17 protein-coding genes are annotated in these 16,146 nt (G+C 72.3%); 7 read left to right on the forward strand and 10 right to left on the reverse strand.

Annotation, left to right across the window (positions count from 1 at the left end):
• Positions 1–22: 22 nt before the first annotated feature.
• Both ACGGZK_RS10285 and ilvA read left to right on the forward strand, forming a co-directional pair.
• A complete protein-coding gene (locus ACGGZK_RS10285; RefSeq protein ID WP_395242572.1) occupies positions 23–1,300 on the forward strand; it encodes an AI-2E family transporter in 1,278 nt (425 codons plus the stop codon).
• Positions 1,297–2,544, forward strand: coding sequence for a threonine ammonia-lyase (ilvA, locus tag ACGGZK_RS10290; RefSeq protein WP_395242573.1), 1,248 nt, complete (start codon positions 1,297–1,299; stop codon positions 2,542–2,544). Before ACGGZK_RS10285 ends, ilvA begins: the two co-directional genes overlap by 4 nt.
• Before the next feature lie 103 nt (positions 2,545–2,647).
• Here the strand turns inward: ilvA and greA are convergent, their stop codons facing one another.
• Both greA and ACGGZK_RS10300 read right to left on the reverse strand, forming a co-directional pair.
• Positions 2,648–3,139, reverse strand: coding sequence for a transcription elongation factor GreA (greA, locus tag ACGGZK_RS10295; protein ID WP_395242574.1), 492 nt, complete (start codon positions 3,137–3,139; stop codon positions 2,648–2,650).
• A gap of 89 nt (positions 3,140–3,228) precedes the next feature.
• On the reverse strand, positions 3,229–3,639 hold the full coding sequence (locus tag ACGGZK_RS10300; RefSeq protein ID WP_395242575.1) for a DUF4307 domain-containing protein: 411 nt from the start codon (positions 3,637–3,639) through the stop codon (positions 3,229–3,231).
• 125 nt (positions 3,640–3,764) lie between these two features.
• On the opposite strand from ACGGZK_RS10300, the gene ACGGZK_RS10305 reads away from it, so the two are divergent.
• Complete coding sequence (locus tag ACGGZK_RS10305; protein WP_395242576.1) at positions 3,765–4,046, forward strand: hypothetical protein; 282 nt, start codon at positions 3,765–3,767, stop codon at positions 4,044–4,046.
• Between the two features lie 54 nt (positions 4,047–4,100).
• On the opposite strand, the gene ACGGZK_RS10310 is transcribed toward ACGGZK_RS10305, so the two are convergent.
• On the reverse strand, positions 4,101–4,913 hold the full coding sequence (locus ACGGZK_RS10310; protein WP_395242577.1) for a hemolysin III family protein: 813 nt from the start codon (positions 4,911–4,913) through the stop codon (positions 4,101–4,103).
• A 97-nt stretch (positions 4,914–5,010) separates the two neighbouring features.
• Between ACGGZK_RS10310 and ACGGZK_RS10315 the strand changes: the two genes are divergently transcribed.
• From ACGGZK_RS10315 to ACGGZK_RS10325, 3 genes are all read left to right on the forward strand, one after another.
• Entirely contained in the window at positions 5,011–5,796 is a 786-nt protein-coding gene (locus tag ACGGZK_RS10315; RefSeq protein ID WP_395242578.1) for an isoprenyl transferase, read from the forward strand.
• A 100-nt stretch (positions 5,797–5,896) separates the two neighbouring features.
• The gene (locus tag ACGGZK_RS10320) at positions 5,897–7,015 is read left to right on the forward strand and encodes an aminotransferase class V-fold PLP-dependent enzyme (protein ID WP_395242579.1); all 1,119 of its coding nucleotides are present in this window, start codon (positions 5,897–5,899) and stop codon (positions 7,013–7,015) included.
• A gap of 109 nt (positions 7,016–7,124) precedes the next feature.
• On the forward strand, positions 7,125–8,651 hold the full coding sequence (locus ACGGZK_RS10325; RefSeq protein ID WP_395246063.1) for a PhoH family protein: 1,527 nt from the start codon (positions 7,125–7,127) through the stop codon (positions 8,649–8,651).
• 72 nt (positions 8,652–8,723) lie between these two features.
• Here ACGGZK_RS10325 and ACGGZK_RS10330 read toward each other — a convergent pair whose 3' ends face one another.
• The 6 genes from ACGGZK_RS10330 to xseA form a co-directional block, all read right to left on the reverse strand.
• A complete protein-coding gene (locus ACGGZK_RS10330; RefSeq protein WP_395242580.1) occupies positions 8,724–9,353 on the reverse strand; it encodes an MSMEG_1061 family FMN-dependent PPOX-type flavoprotein in 630 nt (209 codons plus the stop codon).
• A gap of 93 nt (positions 9,354–9,446) precedes the next feature.
• Positions 9,447–10,862 (reverse strand): class II fumarate hydratase, encoded by a 1,416-nt coding sequence (locus ACGGZK_RS10335; RefSeq protein WP_395242581.1) that lies wholly within the window; start codon positions 10,860–10,862, stop codon positions 9,447–9,449.
• Between the two features lie 71 nt (positions 10,863–10,933).
• Positions 10,934–11,590: a carbonic anhydrase gene (locus ACGGZK_RS10340; protein ID WP_395242582.1), complete on the reverse strand. Its 657-nt coding sequence runs from the start codon at positions 11,588–11,590 to the stop codon at positions 10,934–10,936.
• Between the two features lie 40 nt (positions 11,591–11,630).
• A complete protein-coding gene (locus ACGGZK_RS10345; RefSeq protein WP_395242583.1) occupies positions 11,631–12,275 on the reverse strand; it encodes a DUF4245 domain-containing protein in 645 nt (214 codons plus the stop codon).
• The gene (locus ACGGZK_RS10350) at positions 12,275–12,520 is read right to left on the reverse strand and encodes an exodeoxyribonuclease VII small subunit (protein WP_395242584.1); all 246 of its coding nucleotides are present in this window, start codon (positions 12,518–12,520) and stop codon (positions 12,275–12,277) included. The genes ACGGZK_RS10345 and ACGGZK_RS10350 overlap by 1 nt, the downstream gene beginning before the upstream one ends.
• Before the next feature lie 10 nt (positions 12,521–12,530).
• Positions 12,531–13,793, reverse strand: a complete 1,263-nt coding sequence (xseA, locus tag ACGGZK_RS10355; RefSeq protein ID WP_395246064.1) for an exodeoxyribonuclease VII large subunit — start codon at positions 13,791–13,793, stop codon at positions 12,531–12,533.
• 40 nt (positions 13,794–13,833) lie between these two features.
• Between xseA and ACGGZK_RS10360 the strand changes: the two genes are divergently transcribed.
• Positions 13,834–14,877: a 4-hydroxy-3-methylbut-2-enyl diphosphate reductase gene (locus tag ACGGZK_RS10360; RefSeq protein ID WP_395246065.1), complete on the forward strand. Its 1,044-nt coding sequence runs from the start codon at positions 13,834–13,836 to the stop codon at positions 14,875–14,877.
• On the opposite strand, the gene ACGGZK_RS10365 is transcribed toward ACGGZK_RS10360, so the two are convergent.
• On the reverse strand, positions 14,874–16,043 hold the full coding sequence (locus tag ACGGZK_RS10365; protein ID WP_395242585.1) for a low temperature requirement protein A: 1,170 nt from the start codon (positions 16,041–16,043) through the stop codon (positions 14,874–14,876). The two genes, ACGGZK_RS10360 and ACGGZK_RS10365, sit on opposite strands and share 4 nt — an antisense overlap.
• Positions 16,044–16,146: the final 103 nt, after the last annotated feature.

Here is a 16,146-nt window from a genome sequence, read left to right on the forward strand (position 1 = left end):
GGGCCGCGCCTAGACTGGAGCGATGACGGAGCGGGCGGGGCGAGCTCGAAGCAGGTTCACGAAGCGCAGGCGCCGCAGCGCGGCGCCCGAGGCGGCCGGCGGCACGACCGGCGCGGCCGGAATCGCCGCGTCGGAGGCCGGCGTCGTCGAGCCGGCCGAGCACCGCGACGCGACCGACAGCATCCCGTTCGGCATGCGGCTCGCCGCGGCCTGGTCGTGGCGGCTGCTGCTCGTCGGCGGTGTGCTCGCCGTGGTGGTGTTCCTCATCATCCAGCTGCGCCTCATCGTCATCCCCATCCTCGTCGCGGTGCTGCTCGGCGCCCTGCTCGTGCCGTTCTCGCAGTTCCTGCAACGGCACCGCTGGCCGAAGTGGCTGTCGGTGACGGTCGCCATGGTCTCGGCGCTGGTCGTGGTCGGCGGGCTGCTCACGCTCGGCATCACGTTCATCGCGCGCGGCTCCGACGACCTCGCCGCCCAGTCCCTCGTCGCCTGGGACGACTTCCGGGCCTGGCTGCTCGAGGGCCCGTTCCACATCACCGAGGCGCAGCTCAACGCCTGGGTCGACCAGCTCTACTCGTCCCTCCAGGAGGACAGCAGCGTCCTCGTGAGCGGAGCGCTGTCGCTCGGCTCGACCGTCGGCCACTTCTTCGCCGGCATGCTGCTCGCGCTCTTCGCGACCCTGTTCATCCTCATCGACGGCAGCGGCATCTGGCGCTGGGTCGTCACGATCTTCCCGCGCCGGGCGCGGGCCGCGGTCGACGGCGCCGGCCGCGCCGGGTGGAGCACGCTGCAGAACTTCGTGAAGGTGCAGATCCTGGTCGCCACGATCGACGCCGTCGGCATCGGCCTCGGCGCGTTCCTGCTGGGCGTGCCGCTCGCGGTGCCGATCGCGATCCTCGTCTTCCTCGGCTCGTTCATCCCGATCGTCGGCGCCGTCGTCACCGGCGCGCTGGCCGTGTTCGTCGCGCTGATCTACAACGGCCCCGTGATCGCGCTCATCATGCTCGGCGTCGTGCTGCTCGTGCAGCAGGTCGAGGGCCACGTGCTCCAGCCGCTCATCATGGGCACCGCCGTGAAGGTGCATCCGCTCGGCGTCGTCGTCGCGGTCGCGACCGGATCGCTGCTGGCCGGCATCCCCGGTGCGCTGTTCGCCGTGCCCGTCGCGGCGGTCGTGAACGTGATGGTGCTGTACGTCTCCGGCGGCAGCTGGAAGTCGGATGCCCCGCCGTCGGCGGGACCCGCACGGGCGCCGCTGTGGCGCACCGTGCCGCAGAAGCCGTCCTTCGGACGAGGGGAATGAACGACGTGACCCACACGATCGCCGGGCCGGCGCTCGCCGAGTTCCAGGCCGCGCGCGAGATCGTCGCCGCCGTCGCCCGGCGCACCCCGATGGAGTCGTTCGGCTACCTGGCGAACCGCCTCGGCGTGCCGGTGCACCTCAAGTGCGAGAACCTGCAGCGCACCGGCTCCTACAAGCTCCGCGGCGCGTACCACCGCATGTCGGCGCTGAGCCCCGAGGAGCGGGCGCGCGGCGTCGTCGCGGCGTCGGCCGGCAACCACGCGCAGGGCGTCGCGTACGCGGCCCGCGAGCTCGGCATCGCCGCGACCATCTTCATGCCCGTCGGGGTCGCGCTGCCGAAGCTCGAGGCGACGAAGGCCTACGGCGCCGAGGTGGTGCTCGTCGGCGACTCGTTCGGCGAGACGCTCGCCGCCTCGGTCGAGTTCGCCGAGCGCACCGGCGCGGTCGTGATCCCGCCGTTCGACCACCACGACGTCGTCGCCGGACAGGGCACGCTCGGCCTCGAGATCCTCGAGCAGGTGCCGGATGCCGCGACCATCGTCGTCCCGATCGGCGGCGGCGGCCTCATCGCGGGGATCGCCAGCGCCGTGAAGCAGCAGGCCGCCGTGCTCGGCCGCACCATCCGGGTCGTCGGCGTGCAGGCCGAGAACGCGGCCCCGTACCCGGTGTCGCTCGCGGCGGGGGAGCGGCGGGACGTGCCGGTGCTGCCGACGATCGCCGACGGCATCGCCGTCTACCGCCCGGGCGAGCTGAACTTCGAGATCATCCGCGACACGGTCGATGAGGTCGTGACCGTCAGCGAGGACGACATCGCCCGCGCCCTGCTCGTGCTGCTCGAGCGCGCGAAGCTCGTCGTCGAGCCGGCCGGCGCGGTGTCGGTCGCCGCCCTCATGACCGGCAAGGTGACCTCCGACGGGCCCGTCGTCGCCCTGCTGTCGGGCGGCAACATCGACCCGCTCCTCATGCAGCGCGTGATCGCCCACGGCCTCGCCGCCTCCGGGCGCTACCTGACGGTGCGGATCGGGTTGCCCGACCGCCCGGGCCAGCTGGTGCGCGTCGCCGGGCTCCTCGCCGACGCGCAGGCGAACGTGGTCGAGGTGCTGCACACCCGCCACGGCCACGGCCTCCAGATCCAGGAGGTCGTCATCGAGATCTCGGTGGAGACCCGCGGCCCTGCCCACCGCGAGGAGGTCGTCGAGATCCTCCGCAAGGCCGGCTACGACCCGGTCGTGCAGGCCGACTGAGGACGTCGGTCCGGGTCCGGGTCCGGGTCCGCGCCCGAGTACGCGAGAGGCGGATGCCCCGGTGGGGCATCCGCCTCGTGCGTTCGAGCCGAGCGGGCGTGGCCTACTGGCCGGCCCAGGTCTCGACCGCGGTGATCTCGACCGGGATCTCCCGGCCGTTGGGCGCGGTGTAGGCGACCTTGTCGCCGACCTTCAGGCCGAGGATCGCGGCGCCCAGCGGCGACTGCGCGCTGAACACGTCGAGGTCGGAGTCACCCGCGATCTCGCGGCTGCCGATCAGGAACGTCTCCTCGTCGCCGGCGATGATCGCCGTGATGACGGTGCCGGGCTCGACCACGCCCGACGACTGCGGGGCGTCGCCGACCTCGGCGTGCTTGAGCAACTCGGTGAGCTGGCGGATGCGGGCCTCCTGCTTGCCCTGCTCGTCCTTCGCGGCGTGGTACCCGCCGTTCTCCTTCAGGTCGCCCTCCTCGCGAGCCGCCTCGATGCGCTTCGCGATCTCCGTGCGACCCGTCGTGGACAGGTGCTCGAGCTCGGCGGCGAGCCGGTCGTAGGCGTCCTGGGTGAGCCAGGTGACGGTGGCTTCCTGTGCCATGGTGCACACTCCTGAGGTCGGACCGGTCCGGGGGGACCGTCCGGGGATAGACATGTCGCCCCGACGGATGTCGAGGCGAATGACCAATTTTAGGTCAGCCAGCACTCCGAGATCAAACCCGTGTTGGCCTCCTGCGCGGTGCGCACGCGCTCGGTGAAGGTGCGCAGCGGACGGTCGGAGGCGGGGATCTCGACGACCTTCCAGCCGACCACGGTGAAGTCCTCGTTGAGGGCCTGCACGATGCACGCCGTGTCGTTGCCGGCGGGCACCGAGAGCTGCCACGTGACCTCGACGGCGCGCTCGTCGGGGAGGAGCTCGTGCCCGAGGTCGAACGCCTGCACCTGCGGCTTCGACCCGTCGAGGCCGGCCCACACGACCCACGCGACCAGCACCAGCGCCGCGACGACGCCGGCGACGATCAGGAGGAGTCGGTCGCGGGAGCGGTTGCGTCGGGTGCGACCGTAGCGCTGGTCGAGCGCCGTCGCCTGCTCGCTGCTCACCTCGCGGGGTCCTCCGATTCCGATCGACTAGGCTGTGCAGACCAGCCTAACCCCCGCCCGTGAAGGGACCCCATGCTCGTCGCGCCCGTCCGATCCGACCTCGGCACCACCCCCGGATCCGCCCGATGAGCGCCGTCGCCGTCCACCTCGGCCTCCTGCTCGCCGCCGACGGCGAGTTCGACGAGAACCAGGTGACGCCGGGCATCGTCGGGTTCATCGCGACCTTCGCGATCATGGCGATCGTCCTGCTGCTCGTGCTCGACATGGTGCGGCGCATCCGCCGGGTGAACTACCGGGCCGAGGCGCAGGAGCGCCTCGACGCCGAGGAGGCCGCGCGGGCCGAGGGCGGAGCCGCGTCGACCGCCGAGCACGGCGACGACGAGGCATCCGACCCGCCCGTGCGCTGACCCCGCGGGGCGCACCGCTCGAGGCGTTGTGCGCGGGCGGCTCGCCCTCCGGCGTCAGCCGCCGATCGAGGTCGGCAGCGGGTCGAGCGCGATGAGCAGCGACGCCGTCCAGTGGCAGAGGAACGCGAGCACCGTGCAGGTGTGGAAGATCTCGTGGAACCCGAACGTGCCGGGCCACGGGTTCGGCTTCTTGATGCCGTAGACCACCGCGCCGGCGGTGTAGAGCAGGCCGCCGACGACGACGAGCACCATCATCGCGACGTTCGCGTTCACCAGGTCGACGAGGTACATCACGGCCGCCCAGCCGAGCAGCACGTAGATGGGCACGTACAGCCAGCGCGGGGCGCCGATCCAGAACACGCGGAACCCGATGCCGAGCAGGGCGACGCCCCAGACGACCGACAGCAGCACGATGCCCTTGTCTTCCGGCAGTGCGAGCACCGACAGCGGCGTGTAGGTGCCGGCGATCAGCAGGAAGATGTTCGCGTGGTCGATCCGCTTGAGGATCACCTTCGTGCGCGGCTTCCAGTTGAAGCGGTGGTACAGCGCCGAGTTGCCGAACAGCAGCAGCGAGGTCGCCATGAACACGGCCGAGGCCCACTTCGCGGGTGCGCCCTCGGCGAGCACGATGAGCACGATGCCCGCGGCGATCGCCACGGGGAAGGTGCCCGCGTGGATCCAGCCGCGCCAGGTCGGCTTGATCTCCGCCGGGTCGGCGACGGATGCGTCGAGCAGGGGGATGTTCGGCAGGTCCGGACCCTCGCGATCGTCGAGGGCGACGGCGGCGTCGGCGGCGTCGAGCTGCGCGATCGGGTGCTCGAGGTGCTCGGCCACGTCCTCGGGTTCGCGACGATCAGGTTGGGTCATGCGCCAAGCGTAGGGGCAAGCCGATCACAGCGGGCCGTGAGGTGTCGCCCGGGGACATGGACCGGCCGTCGCGCCTCCGGCGCGGTAGCGTAGGCGCGTGAACAACAGCGATCGGTCGACGGGTCGCGGCCTCCTCTACCGCGTCTACGAACGTCGGCTGCGGCGCGACCTCGACCCGGCCACCGCACCGCGCCACGTCGCGATGATCATCGACGGCAACCGGCGGTGGGCGAAGCAGCTCGGCTACGACTCCGTCTCGCACGGGCACCGCGCGGGCGCCGCGAAGATGCGGGAGTTCCTCGAGTGGTGCGACGACCTCGGCATCCAGGTCGTCACCCTCTACCTGCTCTCCAGCGACAACCTGGGCAACCGCAACTCCGACGAGCTCAGCGACCTGTTCGAGATCATCGCCGAGCTGGCCGAGGAGCTCAGCCACTACCGCGACTGGCGGGTGCAGCACGTCGGGAGCGACAAGGGCCTGCCCGAGCCGCTCATCGCCGCGCTCGACGCCGCCGAGCACCGCACGGCCGACAAGCGCGGCCTGCACGTGAACCTCGCCGTCGGCTACGGCGGGCGCACCGAGATCACCGACGCGATGCGCTCGATCGTCGCCTCCCACCACGCCGAGGGCCGGAGCCTGGAGGACCTCGCCGAGGCGCTCACGCCCGACCTCATCGGCGAGCACCTCTACACCGGCGGACAGCCCGACCCCGACCTGGTGATCCGCACGTCGGGCGAGCAGCGGCTGAGCGACTTCATGCTGTGGCAGTCGGCGCACAGCGAGTTCTACTTCGTGGAGGCCCTCGGCCCCGACCTGCGGCGCGTCGACTTCCTGCGGGCGCTGCGCGACTACTCGACCCGGCACCGCCGGTTCGGCGGCTGAGCGGCGCACGCACCCCCAGATGTGGGGTGATCGCGGGCCGCAACGGGATGACGTCGCGACACCCGCGTCTGCCAAGATGAGCGACGAGGAGGATGACGCCGTGACCATCGACGGGTTCACCGACGGATTCACCGAGGAGCCGGGCTACCTCGACTACGGGCGGGTCGGTCCGCTGTCGACCGCCGCCGCGGAGGAGGTGCTCGCCTTCACCCAGGTGCTCGAACGCGCCAGGCACGGCAGCCTCGACGCGTTCGGCGAGCAGGATGCCAGGCTGCGCGCCGCGGCGTCGGCGCTGACCGGGTTCCCCGCCGAGCAGGTGGTGGCGCAGCCCAACACGACGCAGGGGCTCATGCACGCCATGTTCGGACTCACGGGCAGCGTGCTGCTCTCGGCCGACGAGTTCCCGAGCCTGACGATCGCCGCGCAGCGTGCGCACGAGGCGCTGCACTCGGTGCAGCCGCTGTGGCTCGAGACCGACCACGGCAAGGTGACGCCGGGCGTGATCCGCGACCAGCTCGAGGCGAGCACGGCGGCGGTGGCCGTCAGCCTCGTCGACTCGCGCACCGGGTACCTGTGCGACCTCGACGGCATCCGCCAGGTCATCGGCGATCGGCTGCTCATCGTCGACGCGATCCAGGGCTTCGGCGTCGTCGACGCCCCGTGGGAGGTCGCCGACGTCATCGCCACCGGCGGCCAGAAGTGGTGCCGCGCCGGCTGGGGCACCGGGTTCCTCGCGCTCAGCGCCCGTGCCCTCGAGCAGCTCACCCCCGTCTTCTCCGGCTTCAGCGGCACAGAGGAGGTCGAGCCGTGGGGCTTCGTGCCGCCGCCCGCACCCGACGCCCGCGCCTACCGCGTCTCGAACCCCGACCCGATCGCGGCCGCCCGGTTCGCCGCCGCGATGGAGGAGATCGCCGCCGCCGGCGTGCCCGGGATCAACGCGGCCATCGCCGAGCGCGTGAGCGACGTCATCGAGCTCGCCGACGAGTTCGCCATCGCGGTGGTCTCCTCGCGCGACGAGCGCGAGCGGGCCGGCATCGTGGTGCTCGAGCCGCCGGCCGAGCAGGTCGCCCTCCTCGGGGCTTCGCTGCACAACCACGGCGTGACGGCGACGACCCGGCTGGGCAAGGTCCGGCTCAGCGTGCACGCGGCGACCTCGGGCGAGACGCTCGACATGCTCCGGGGTGCGTTCGTCTCGTACTCGACGGCCGCCTCCTACTGACGACGCGCCGGGCGGATGCCTCGGGCGGGGCGGATGCCTCGGGCCATCGGGTTACGACGAGGCATCCGTTCGTGAACAGCAGATGACGCGCCGCGTGTCGATTCCACGGATGTCGGCGGGCGGACGTAGGTTCGGCTCATCGGGCAGGGTGTCCGATCGAGCCGGGTCGAACCGCTCGTGCGGGAGGTCCGACCAGGCGCGAGAGCCGAGCGGGAATCGCTCGGGGTCAGGAGCGACTGTGACCTCACCTGAGTCGTCGAAGGCCGTCGGTCGGAACGCGGGGAGCGCTGTGGCGCAGCCCCGCGTCGCTGTTTCCGGGGATGCCCCGGGCACCGTGCAGCAGGCCGAACGGACGTACGTGCTCGACACCTCCGTGCTCCTGTCGGATCCGCGGGCCCTGTTCCGGTTCGCGGAGCATCCGGTGGTGCTGCCCGTCGTCGTGATCACCGAGCTGGAGGCCAAGCGCAACGACCCGGAGATCGGGTACTTCGCCAGGGCCGCGCTGCGGATCCTCGACGAGCTGCGCGTCGAGCACGAGCGCCTCGACTTCCCGATCCCCGTCGGCGAGGACGGCGGGTCGCTGCGCGTCGAGCTCAACCACTCGAACCCGTCGGTGCTGCCGAGCGGACTGCAGCTCGGCGACAACGACTCGCGGATCCTCGCGTGCGCGGCGAACCTCCACAACGACGGCGTGCCCGTCACCGTGGTCTCGAAGGACCTGCCGCTGCGCGTGAAGGCGGCCGCGATCGGCCTCGACGCGGAGGAGTACCGCGCCGAGCTCGCCGTCGACAGCGGCTGGACGGGCATGGCCGAGATCGACCTCGGCTCGAACGACATGGCGAAGCTGTACGAGCACGACTCGCTCGAGACGCCGGCCGCGGGGGCCTTCCCGGTCAACACGGGTCTCGTCATCCACTCCGACCGCGGCTCGGCCCTCGCCCGCGTGGTCGGCGAGCACACGGTGCGGCTCGTGCGCGGCGACCGCGAGGTCTTCGGCGTGCATGGCCGGTCGGCCGAGCAGCGGCTCGCGATCGACCTGCTGCTCGACCCGGAGATCGGCATCCTGTCGCTCGGCGGCCGGGCCGGCACCGGCAAGTCGGCGCTCGCACTGTGCGCGGGCCTCGAGGCCGTGCTGGAGCGCCAACAGCACAAGAAGATCATGGTGTTCCGCCCGCTGTACGCGGTCGGCGGGCAGGAGCTCGGCTACCTCCCCGGCGACCAGGCCGAGAAGATGAACCCCTGGGCGCAGGCCGTGTTCGACACGCTCGGCGCGCTCGTCAGCGACAACGTGCTCGACGAGGTCATCGAGCGGGGCATCCTCGAGGTGCTGCCGCTGACCCATATCCGCGGCCGTTCCCTGCACGATGCGTTCGTGATCGTCGACGAGGCGCAGTCGCTCGAGCGGAACGTGCTGCTCACGGTGCTCAGCCGCATCGGCCAGAACTCCCGGGTCGTGCTCACGCACGACGTCGCCCAGCGCGACAACCTCCGGGTCGGGCGGCACGACGGCGTGGCATCCGTCATCGAGACGCTGAAGGGGCACCCGCTGTTCGCCCACATCACGCTCACCCGCAGCGAGCGCAGCGCGATCGCGGCGCTCGTGAGCGAGATGCTCGACGGCAACGAGCTCGCCTGAGCCCGTGCGAGGGGCCCGGCCGCACGGCGGCCGGGCCCCCTCGTCGCGCGTCCGGGCGTCGGCGGTCGGGCCTCAGCCGTAGAGCTTCTCCGCGTAGGACGGGCCGTAGTAGGCCTCGAGTTCGGCGAGGTCGTCGTCGGGGCGCTCGAGGGTCTGCGCGATGACGGCGCGGCGCGGCGCGGCCTCGGGATGCCACGACTCGGGCTCCCAGGTCTTCGAGCGGAGGAACGCCTTCGAGCAGTGGAAGAACACCTCGTCGACGGCGACCTCGAGCACGAGCTGCGGCACGTGCGTGCGCACCGCGAAGCGGTCGGCGTAGGGCGCGTCGCGGAGCAGGCGGCCGCGGCCGTTCACGCGCAGCGTGTCGCCGCGGCCCGGGATGACGAACACGAGTCCGACGTGCGGGTTCGCGAGCAGGTTGTGGAAGCCGTCGGCGCGACGGTTGCCCGGGCGCTCGGGGATCGCGATCGTCGTGTCGTCGAGCACGAGCGCGAGGCGGCCGTCGGGGTCGCCCTTCGGTGACACGTCGGCATTGCCCTCGGCGTCGGCCGTCGCGACGAAGCACAGCGGCGAAGCGGCCAGCCACTGCCGGTGGATGTCGTGCAGGCGGTCGCGGGTCTTGCCGCGCACGGCGGGCAGCGGGGTGCCGACGAGCTCCTCGAGGTCGGCGACGGACGTGATCTGCGTGCCTCCATGGTCCATGGCACCAACCTACGCCCGTCGCGGAACGGGCCGGTTCGGCCCCGGAACGACGGAGGGGCCCGGCCGACCGGCCGGGCCCCTCCGCGACGAGGGCTACTTCGCCTGCGGCGGACGCGTCATCGACAGCAGGTCGAGGGCGGTGTCGAGCTGCTCCTCGGTGAGCTCGCCGCGCTCGACGTAGCCGAGGTCGATGACCGCCTCGCGCACGGTGATGCCCTGCTTCACCGAGTGCTTCGCGATCTTCGCCGCGGCCTCGTAGCCGATGAGCTTGTTCAGCGGGGTCACGATCGACGGCGACATGCCGGCCAGCGCGGTCAGGCGGTCGAGGTTCGGCTCGAGGCCGTCGATCGCCTTGTCGGCGAGCACGCGCGACGCGTTCGTGAGCAGGCGGATCGACTCGAGCAGCGCGGTGCCCATCACCGGGATCTGCACGTTCAGCTCGAACGAGCCGGATGCCCCGGCCCACGCCACGGTCGCGTCGTTGCCGATCACGCGCGCGGCGACCATGAGGACGGCCTCGGGGATGACCGGGTTCACCTTGCCCGGCATGATCGACGAGCCCGGCTGCAGGTCGGGGATGAAGATCTCGCCGAGGCCCGTGTTCGGGCCGGAGCCCATCCAGCGGAGGTCGTTGCAGACCTTGGTGAGGCTGACGGCGATCGTGCGGAGCGCGCCCGACGCGTCGACGAGGCCGTCGCGGTTCGCCTGCGCCTCGAAGTGGTCGGCCGCCTCGGTGATCGGCAGCTCGGTCTCGCGCTGGAGGAGCTCGATGACGAGCTGCGGGAAGCCGGCCGGCGTGTTGATGCCGGTGCCGACGGCCGTGCCGCCGAGCGGGACCTCCGCGACGCGGGGGAGCGCCGTGCGCACGCGCTCGATGCCGAGGCGAACCTGGCGCGCGTAGCCGCCGAACTCCTGGCCGAGCGTGACCGGCGTGGCGTCCATCAGGTGGGTGCGGCCCGACTTCACGACGTCGGCCCACGCGGTCGCCTTGGCCTCGAGGGCGACGGCGAGGTGGTCGAGCGCCGGGATGAGGTCGTCGATGAGCGCGGCCGTGACGGCGATGTGCACCGACGTCGGGAAGACGTCGTTCGACGACTGCGAGGCGTTCACGTGGTCGTTCGGGTGCACGTCGCGGCCGAGCTTCTGCGTCGCGACGGTCGCGAGGACCTCGTTCATGTTCATGTTCGACGACGTGCCCGAACCGGTCTGGTACGTGTCGACCGGGAAGTGCTCGATGAACCCGTGGCGGCCGGCGATGACCTCGTCGGCGGCCTCGACGATCGCGTTCGCGACGTCCTGGTCGAGCACGCCGAGCTGGGCGTTGGCCTGCGCGGCGGCCTTCTTGATGCGGGCGAGCGCCGCGACCTGGGCGGGCTCCAGGCCCTTGCCCGAGATCGGGAAGTTCTCGACGGCACGCTGGGTCTGCGCGCGGTAGAGCGCGGCCGCGGGGACCCGCACCTCGCCCATCGTGTCGTGCTCGATACGGTAGTCGGCGGCGTTGTCCACCACGGTGTGCTTCCCTTTCGATTGCTGCCGGATGCCCCGGGCGTGCCGCGGGTTCGCGGGCCCGGGTCGCCGGCTCAGATGCGGCCGACGACGACGTCGGTCTCGGCGCGACCCTCGACCAGTCGGTAGTTCGCGCCGACGACAGCCAGCGTACCCGCTGCGATCGCGTCGCTGATCATCTCCGAGCGCTCCAGGAGCTCGGCGACGGTGTCGCGCAGGTGCTCGCGCCCGACGAACCCGGCGTCGACGTCGGAGGGCACGATCGGGGCATCCGCCGCGACGCCCGCGACCTTGCGCACCGCGGGGACGATGCGCGACACCAGCGAGGCGATGTGCGGGGGGAGTTCGGTCGCGTCGGCGGCCTGCGAGTCGATGGCGGCGCGGACGGCGCCGCACTCGTCGTGGCCGAGCACGATGATGAGCGGCACGCCGAGCACGCCGACGGCGTACTCGAGCGACCCGATCACCGACTCCGACATGACCTGGCCGGCGTTGCGCACGACGAACGCGTCGCCGAGGCCGACGTCGAAGATGATCTCCGCCGCGAGGCGCGAGTCGGCGCATCCGAAGACCGCGACGCGGGGGCGCTGCACGTGCGCGAGCTCAGCCCGGCGCTCGACGTCCTGGCGGGGGTGCTCGGGCGTGCCGGTGACGAAGCGCTCGTTGCCGCGGCGCAGGTCGCGCCACGCCTCCGCGGGAGTCTGGGTGCGGGTCGATGCGGGCTGGGCCACGGGGCGCTCCTCTTCTCGCTTGGGGCGGGACGGGTCGGGGCTACTGCTGAGCCTCGATGGTCGGCACGAGGGCCGCGGCGAACGCCGCGAACTCCTCGTCGGTCGCGGTGCCGAGGAGGACGAACGTCGTCGTTCCCACCTCGGTGACCAGTCCGTAGCGCGCGTTGCCGACATCGTCGCCGGAGTCGCGGTTGTCGTACACGGTCCACTCGACGCCGTCGATCTCGACGGTGCCGGTGGCGAGCGTGCGGGCGAGCAGCCCGGCCGCCCAGGTCGGGTTGGCCTCGAGGCCCTGGTAGAGCCCGACGTACTCGTCGCTCGGGGTGAGCTCGCCGATGTACCAGGCGGTCACGCCGTCGGCGTCGCTGCGGCGGAGCTCGGCGGCGTTCGCCCGCCAGCCCTCGGGTAGCTCGGGCACCGCGAGGGGCGCGCCGGAGACGGCCTGCGCCTGCTCGGCGACGGCGGCCACGTCGACGTCGCGCTCGATCGGGGTGTCGCTGCGCGGCACGATGAGCACGATGACGAGCATGACCAGGAGGCTCGCGCCGAGCGCGAGCACCAGGTTGCGCAGCGTCTGCCGCTGGCGGTGCTTGCGCGAGTTCTCCGCCTTGCGGGCGGCGGTCTCCTCCGGCGTCTCCGGGCGGCCGAGCTCGGCGACGACGCGCGGCGGGCGGGGCGCGGCCATCAGCGCTCGTCGCCCGGGTCGGCGGCGTCGGATGCCTGGCGCGACGCGCGCGCGGCGTCGAGCCGGGCCTTCGCGCCGATGAGCCACTCCTCGCAGCGGGCCGCGAGGGCCTCGCCGCGCTCCCACAGCTCGAGCGAGTGCTCGAGGGTCGCCTGGCCCTGCTCGAGCTCGGCGACGACCTGGATCAGCTCGTCGCGCGCCTGCTCGTAGGAGAGCGCGGAGACGTCCGCGGGGGAGGAGGGCATGTGAGGCATTCTATTCGGTGGCGCCGAGCGACTCCGCCGCGAGGCGGCCGTCGGCGAGCGTGACGGTGAGCGCGGTCCCCGACGGCGCGGCCGCGGGGTCGCGGACGACGTGGCCGTCGGGGCCCTGCACGATGGCGTACCCGCGGTCGAGCGTCGCCTGGGGCGACAGGCCGCGCAGCTGCGCCCGGAGCTCGGCGGTGCGGCCGGCGTGCCGTTCGATGCACCGCTCGACGAGGTCGGTGCCGCGGGCCACCCACCGGGTGACCTCCTCGGCGCGGCGGTCGATGATCCAGCCGGTGCCGGCCAGCGCCGGTCGCGACCGCAGGTGCTCGATGCGGTCGACCTCGCGGGTGAGCAGCGCCGTGAGGCGCATCCCGAGGCGGGCACGGGCCTGCTCCACGCGGGCGAGCTCGTCGGTGACGTCGGGGACGACGCGCTTCGCGGCATCCGTCGGGGTGGAGGCGCGCAGGTCGGCGACCTCGTCGAGCAGCGGGCGATCGGCCTCGTGGCCGATCGCGCTGACGATGGGCGTGCGCGCGGCCGCGGCGGCGCGCACGACGCGCTCGTCGCTGAAGGCGAGGAGGTTCTGGAAGTCGCCGCCGCCGCGGGCGACGATGATGACCTCGACCTCGGGATCGGCGTCGAGCCGCTCGATGGCGGCCACCACCTCGGGCACGGCACGGTCGCCCTGCACCGCCGCGTACGCGGTGCGGAACTCGACCGCGGGCCAGCGCAGGCGGGCGTTGCGCAGCACGTCCTGCTCGGCGTCGGAGTCGCGCCCGGTGACGAGTCCGACCACGCCGGGCAGGAACGGCAGCCGGCGCTTGCGGTCGAGGTCGAACAGGCCCTCCGCGGCGAGCGTCGCCCGCAGCTTCTCGATGCGCTCCAGCAGGTCGCCGAGGCCCACGTGGCGCACGTCGTAGACCTGCATGGTGAGCGAGCCGCCCTTCACCCACCAGTTCGGCTTCATCAGCGCGACGACCCGGTCGCCCTGCGTGAACTGCTCGGTGAGGCGCGTGCGCACCGACGACCAGATGGTGAAGGAGACGGTCGCGTCGACGTCGCAGTCCTTCAGCTTGCCGTAGACGTTGCCGGCCGAGATGCCCCACTGGGTGATCTCGCCCTCGACCCAGACGGTGCCGAGCCGGTCGATCCAGTCGCGGATCTTCGTCGACACGGTCGACACGCTCCACGGCGCCTCGCGCGTGGTGGGTGGGCCCTCGGCCATGGTCGCTCCCGGCGGTCGGTGACGAGCCCGCGGGTAGGATGGCATCGTGACGAGCACGACGGATGCCCCGCGGATCGGCCTCGGCATGCCGAGGATTCCGAGCGTGCGAGGCCGGCTCAAGGATACCCCCGCCCCCCGACCCAAGAAGGTGCTGCTGGCCGCTCCACGCGGCTACTGCGCCGGCGTGGACCGGGCGGTGATCGCGGTCGAGAAGGCCCTCGAGCACTACGGCGCGCCCGTGTACGTGCGCAAGCAGATCGTGCACAACATCCACGTGGTGACCGAGCTCGAGCAGCAGGGCGCGATCTTCGTCGACGAGGTCGACGAGGTGCCCGAGGGCGCGCACGTCGTGTTCAGCGCGCACGGCGTCTCGCCGGCGGTCGTGAACTCGGCCGCCGACCGCGGCCTGCACGCCATCGACGCGACCTGCCCGCTCGTGACGAAGGTGCACCGCGAGGCCGTGCGCTTCGCGCGCGACGACTTCGAGATCCTGCTCATCGGCCACGAAGGCCACGAGGAGGTCGAGGGCACCGCGGGCGAGGCGCCCGACCACGTCACCATCGTGAACAGCCCCGACGACGTGCCGAACATCGACGTGCGCGACCCCGACAAGGTCGTGTGGCTCTCGCAGACCACGCTGAGCGTCGACGAGACCATGGAGACGGTGCGGCGGCTGCGCGAGCGGTTCCCGAACCTGCAGGACCCGCCCTCCGACGACATCTGCTACGCCACCCAGAACCGCCAGGTCGCGATCAAGAAGGTGGCCCAAGACGCCGACCTCGTGATCGTCGTCGGCTCGGCGAACTCGTCGAACAGCGTGCGGCTCGTCGAGGTCGCCCTCGAGTACGGGGCGAAGGCCGCGTACCGGGTCGACTACTCGACCGAGATCAAGCAGGAGTGGCTCGACGGCGTCTCGACGATCGGCGTGACGAGTGGGGCATCCGTGCCCGAGGGGCTCGTGCAGGAGGTGCTCATCGACCTCGCCGACGCCGGGTTCGGCGACGTCGCGGAGGTGAAGACGGCGGAGGAGGACCTGATGTTCTCGCTGCCGAAGGAACTCCGCAAGGACCTCGCGGGCAACCGCGACGACCGCGCGCTCGGCGGGCGCCGGAGCGCGGCGACGGTCTAGGCGCGCGCCGCCGCTTCGGCGCGGCGCTCCGTCGCGCCCCGGCGCCGCCGCGCCGCCTCGATCGCGAGCACGCCGACGATGACGACGAGCAGCGCGCCGAGCTGCAACAGGCCGGATGCGGCGAGCCCGACGGCGGCCGTGGCCGTCGCCGCGACCGCGCCGAGGACTCGCCAGCCCGCCGGCCCGATGGCGAGGGTCCGGCGGTAGGTCGCGTCGGCGAGCAGGTACAGGCCGGCGCCTGCGCCGGTGAGCCACGCGGCGGATGCCTCGACCGGGTGGGTCGCCTCGGCGAGGAGGCCGTGCAGGCCCGCGGCGAGCAGCACGAGCCCGAAGATCATCGCGAGGTGCTCGAGGTAGAACGACAGGAGGGCGAGCCCGGTGCGCCGACTCGGCGCTGCCGACGCGATCGCCTCCTCCGCGAGGCGGTCGTCGCCGGCGAAGTAGCACCACCAGAGCGCCGCGACGACGCCGACCGCGAGCACGGTGCCCGTGAGCAGCGCGGCGTCGAGGTCGTGCTCGGTGGCGACGACGCCGACCGAGATGATCGACTCGCCGAAGGCGATGATCATGAGCAGCCCGTGGCGCTCGACCATGTGCGAGGCACCGGGGTCGAAGCCGCCGCGGGCGCTGAGCAGCGCCGAGCCGAGGAACAACACGAACGGCAGGGTGAACAGCACCCAGTCGAGCGGGCCCTCCACGGTGCCCGACACCATGAGCAGCACGCCGACGAGCACGTTCGCCGGGCCGACGACGAGCATGCGGCGGGCGGCCCCGCGACCGCCGCGATGGATGAAGAGGGCGGCGTGGATGATCGAGACGACGACGTAGGCCGCGCCGAAGAGCACGCCGGTCGCGCCGAAGGCGTCGGGGATGGCGAGCGCGAGCACGAGGAACGCCGCCATCGCCGCGATGAGGGCGAGCCGCACGAAGGTCGTGTCGGGCGCGGCCTGGTTCGTGAGCCACGCGTAGGCGTCGTACATCCACCACACGAGCGCGAGCACGATCGCCGCCTGCGCCACGCCCGTCCAGTCGGGGTGGTGCACGACGATCTCGGCGACCTGGCTGATGGTGAAGACGAAGACGAGGTCGAACAGCAGCTCGATCGTCGAGACGCGCGAGGCGATGCGGGACATCCGGTCGCCGGCGAGGCTGGAAGGGGTCGGCACCCCGTCACGGTAGTGCAGCGGGCGAGGCCCGCGACAGGGCTGTGGACGGCGGGTGTTCCGCTGTGGGCGGACAGGTCGCGCAGGGTGTGGAGTGAGCGCTCAC

The sequence above is a fragment of the Agromyces sp. MMS24-K17 genome, assembly GCF_043950245.1.
In the GTDB taxonomy this organism is placed as follows: Bacteria; Actinomycetota; Actinomycetes; order Actinomycetales; family Microbacteriaceae; genus Agromyces.

Coding starts and splice junctions, on each gene's coding strand:
- ACGGZK_RS10285 (WP_395242572.1), top strand. CDS start 23: ATGACGGAGCGGGCGGGGCGAGCTCGAAGCAGGTTCACGAAGCGCAGG.
- ilvA (WP_395242573.1), top strand. CDS start 1,297: ATGAACGACGTGACCCACACGATCGCCGGGCCGGCGCTCGCCGAGTTC.
- greA (WP_395242574.1), bottom strand. CDS start 3,139: ATGGCACAGGAAGCCACCGTCACCTGGCTCACCCAGGACGCCTACGAC.
- ACGGZK_RS10305 (WP_395242576.1), top strand. CDS start 3,765: ATGAGCGCCGTCGCCGTCCACCTCGGCCTCCTGCTCGCCGCCGACGGC.
- ACGGZK_RS10310 (WP_395242577.1), bottom strand. CDS start 4,913: ATGACCCAACCTGATCGTCGCGAACCCGAGGACGTGGCCGAGCACCTC.
- ACGGZK_RS10325 (WP_395246063.1), top strand. CDS start 7,125: ATGTCGGCGGGCGGACGTAGGTTCGGCTCATCGGGCAGGGTGTCCGAT.
- ACGGZK_RS10330 (WP_395242580.1), bottom strand. CDS start 9,353: ATGGACCATGGAGGCACGCAGATCACGTCCGTCGCCGACCTCGAGGAG.
- ACGGZK_RS10345 (WP_395242583.1), bottom strand. CDS start 12,275: ATGGCCGCGCCCCGCCCGCCGCGCGTCGTCGCCGAGCTCGGCCGCCCG.
- ACGGZK_RS10350 (WP_395242584.1), bottom strand. CDS start 12,520: ATGCCCTCCTCCCCCGCGGACGTCTCCGCGCTCTCCTACGAGCAGGCG.
- xseA (WP_395246064.1), bottom strand. CDS start 13,793: ATGCCATCCTACCCGCGGGCTCGTCACCGACCGCCGGGAGCGACCATG.
- ACGGZK_RS10360 (WP_395246065.1), top strand. CDS start 13,834: ATGCCGAGGATTCCGAGCGTGCGAGGCCGGCTCAAGGATACCCCCGCC.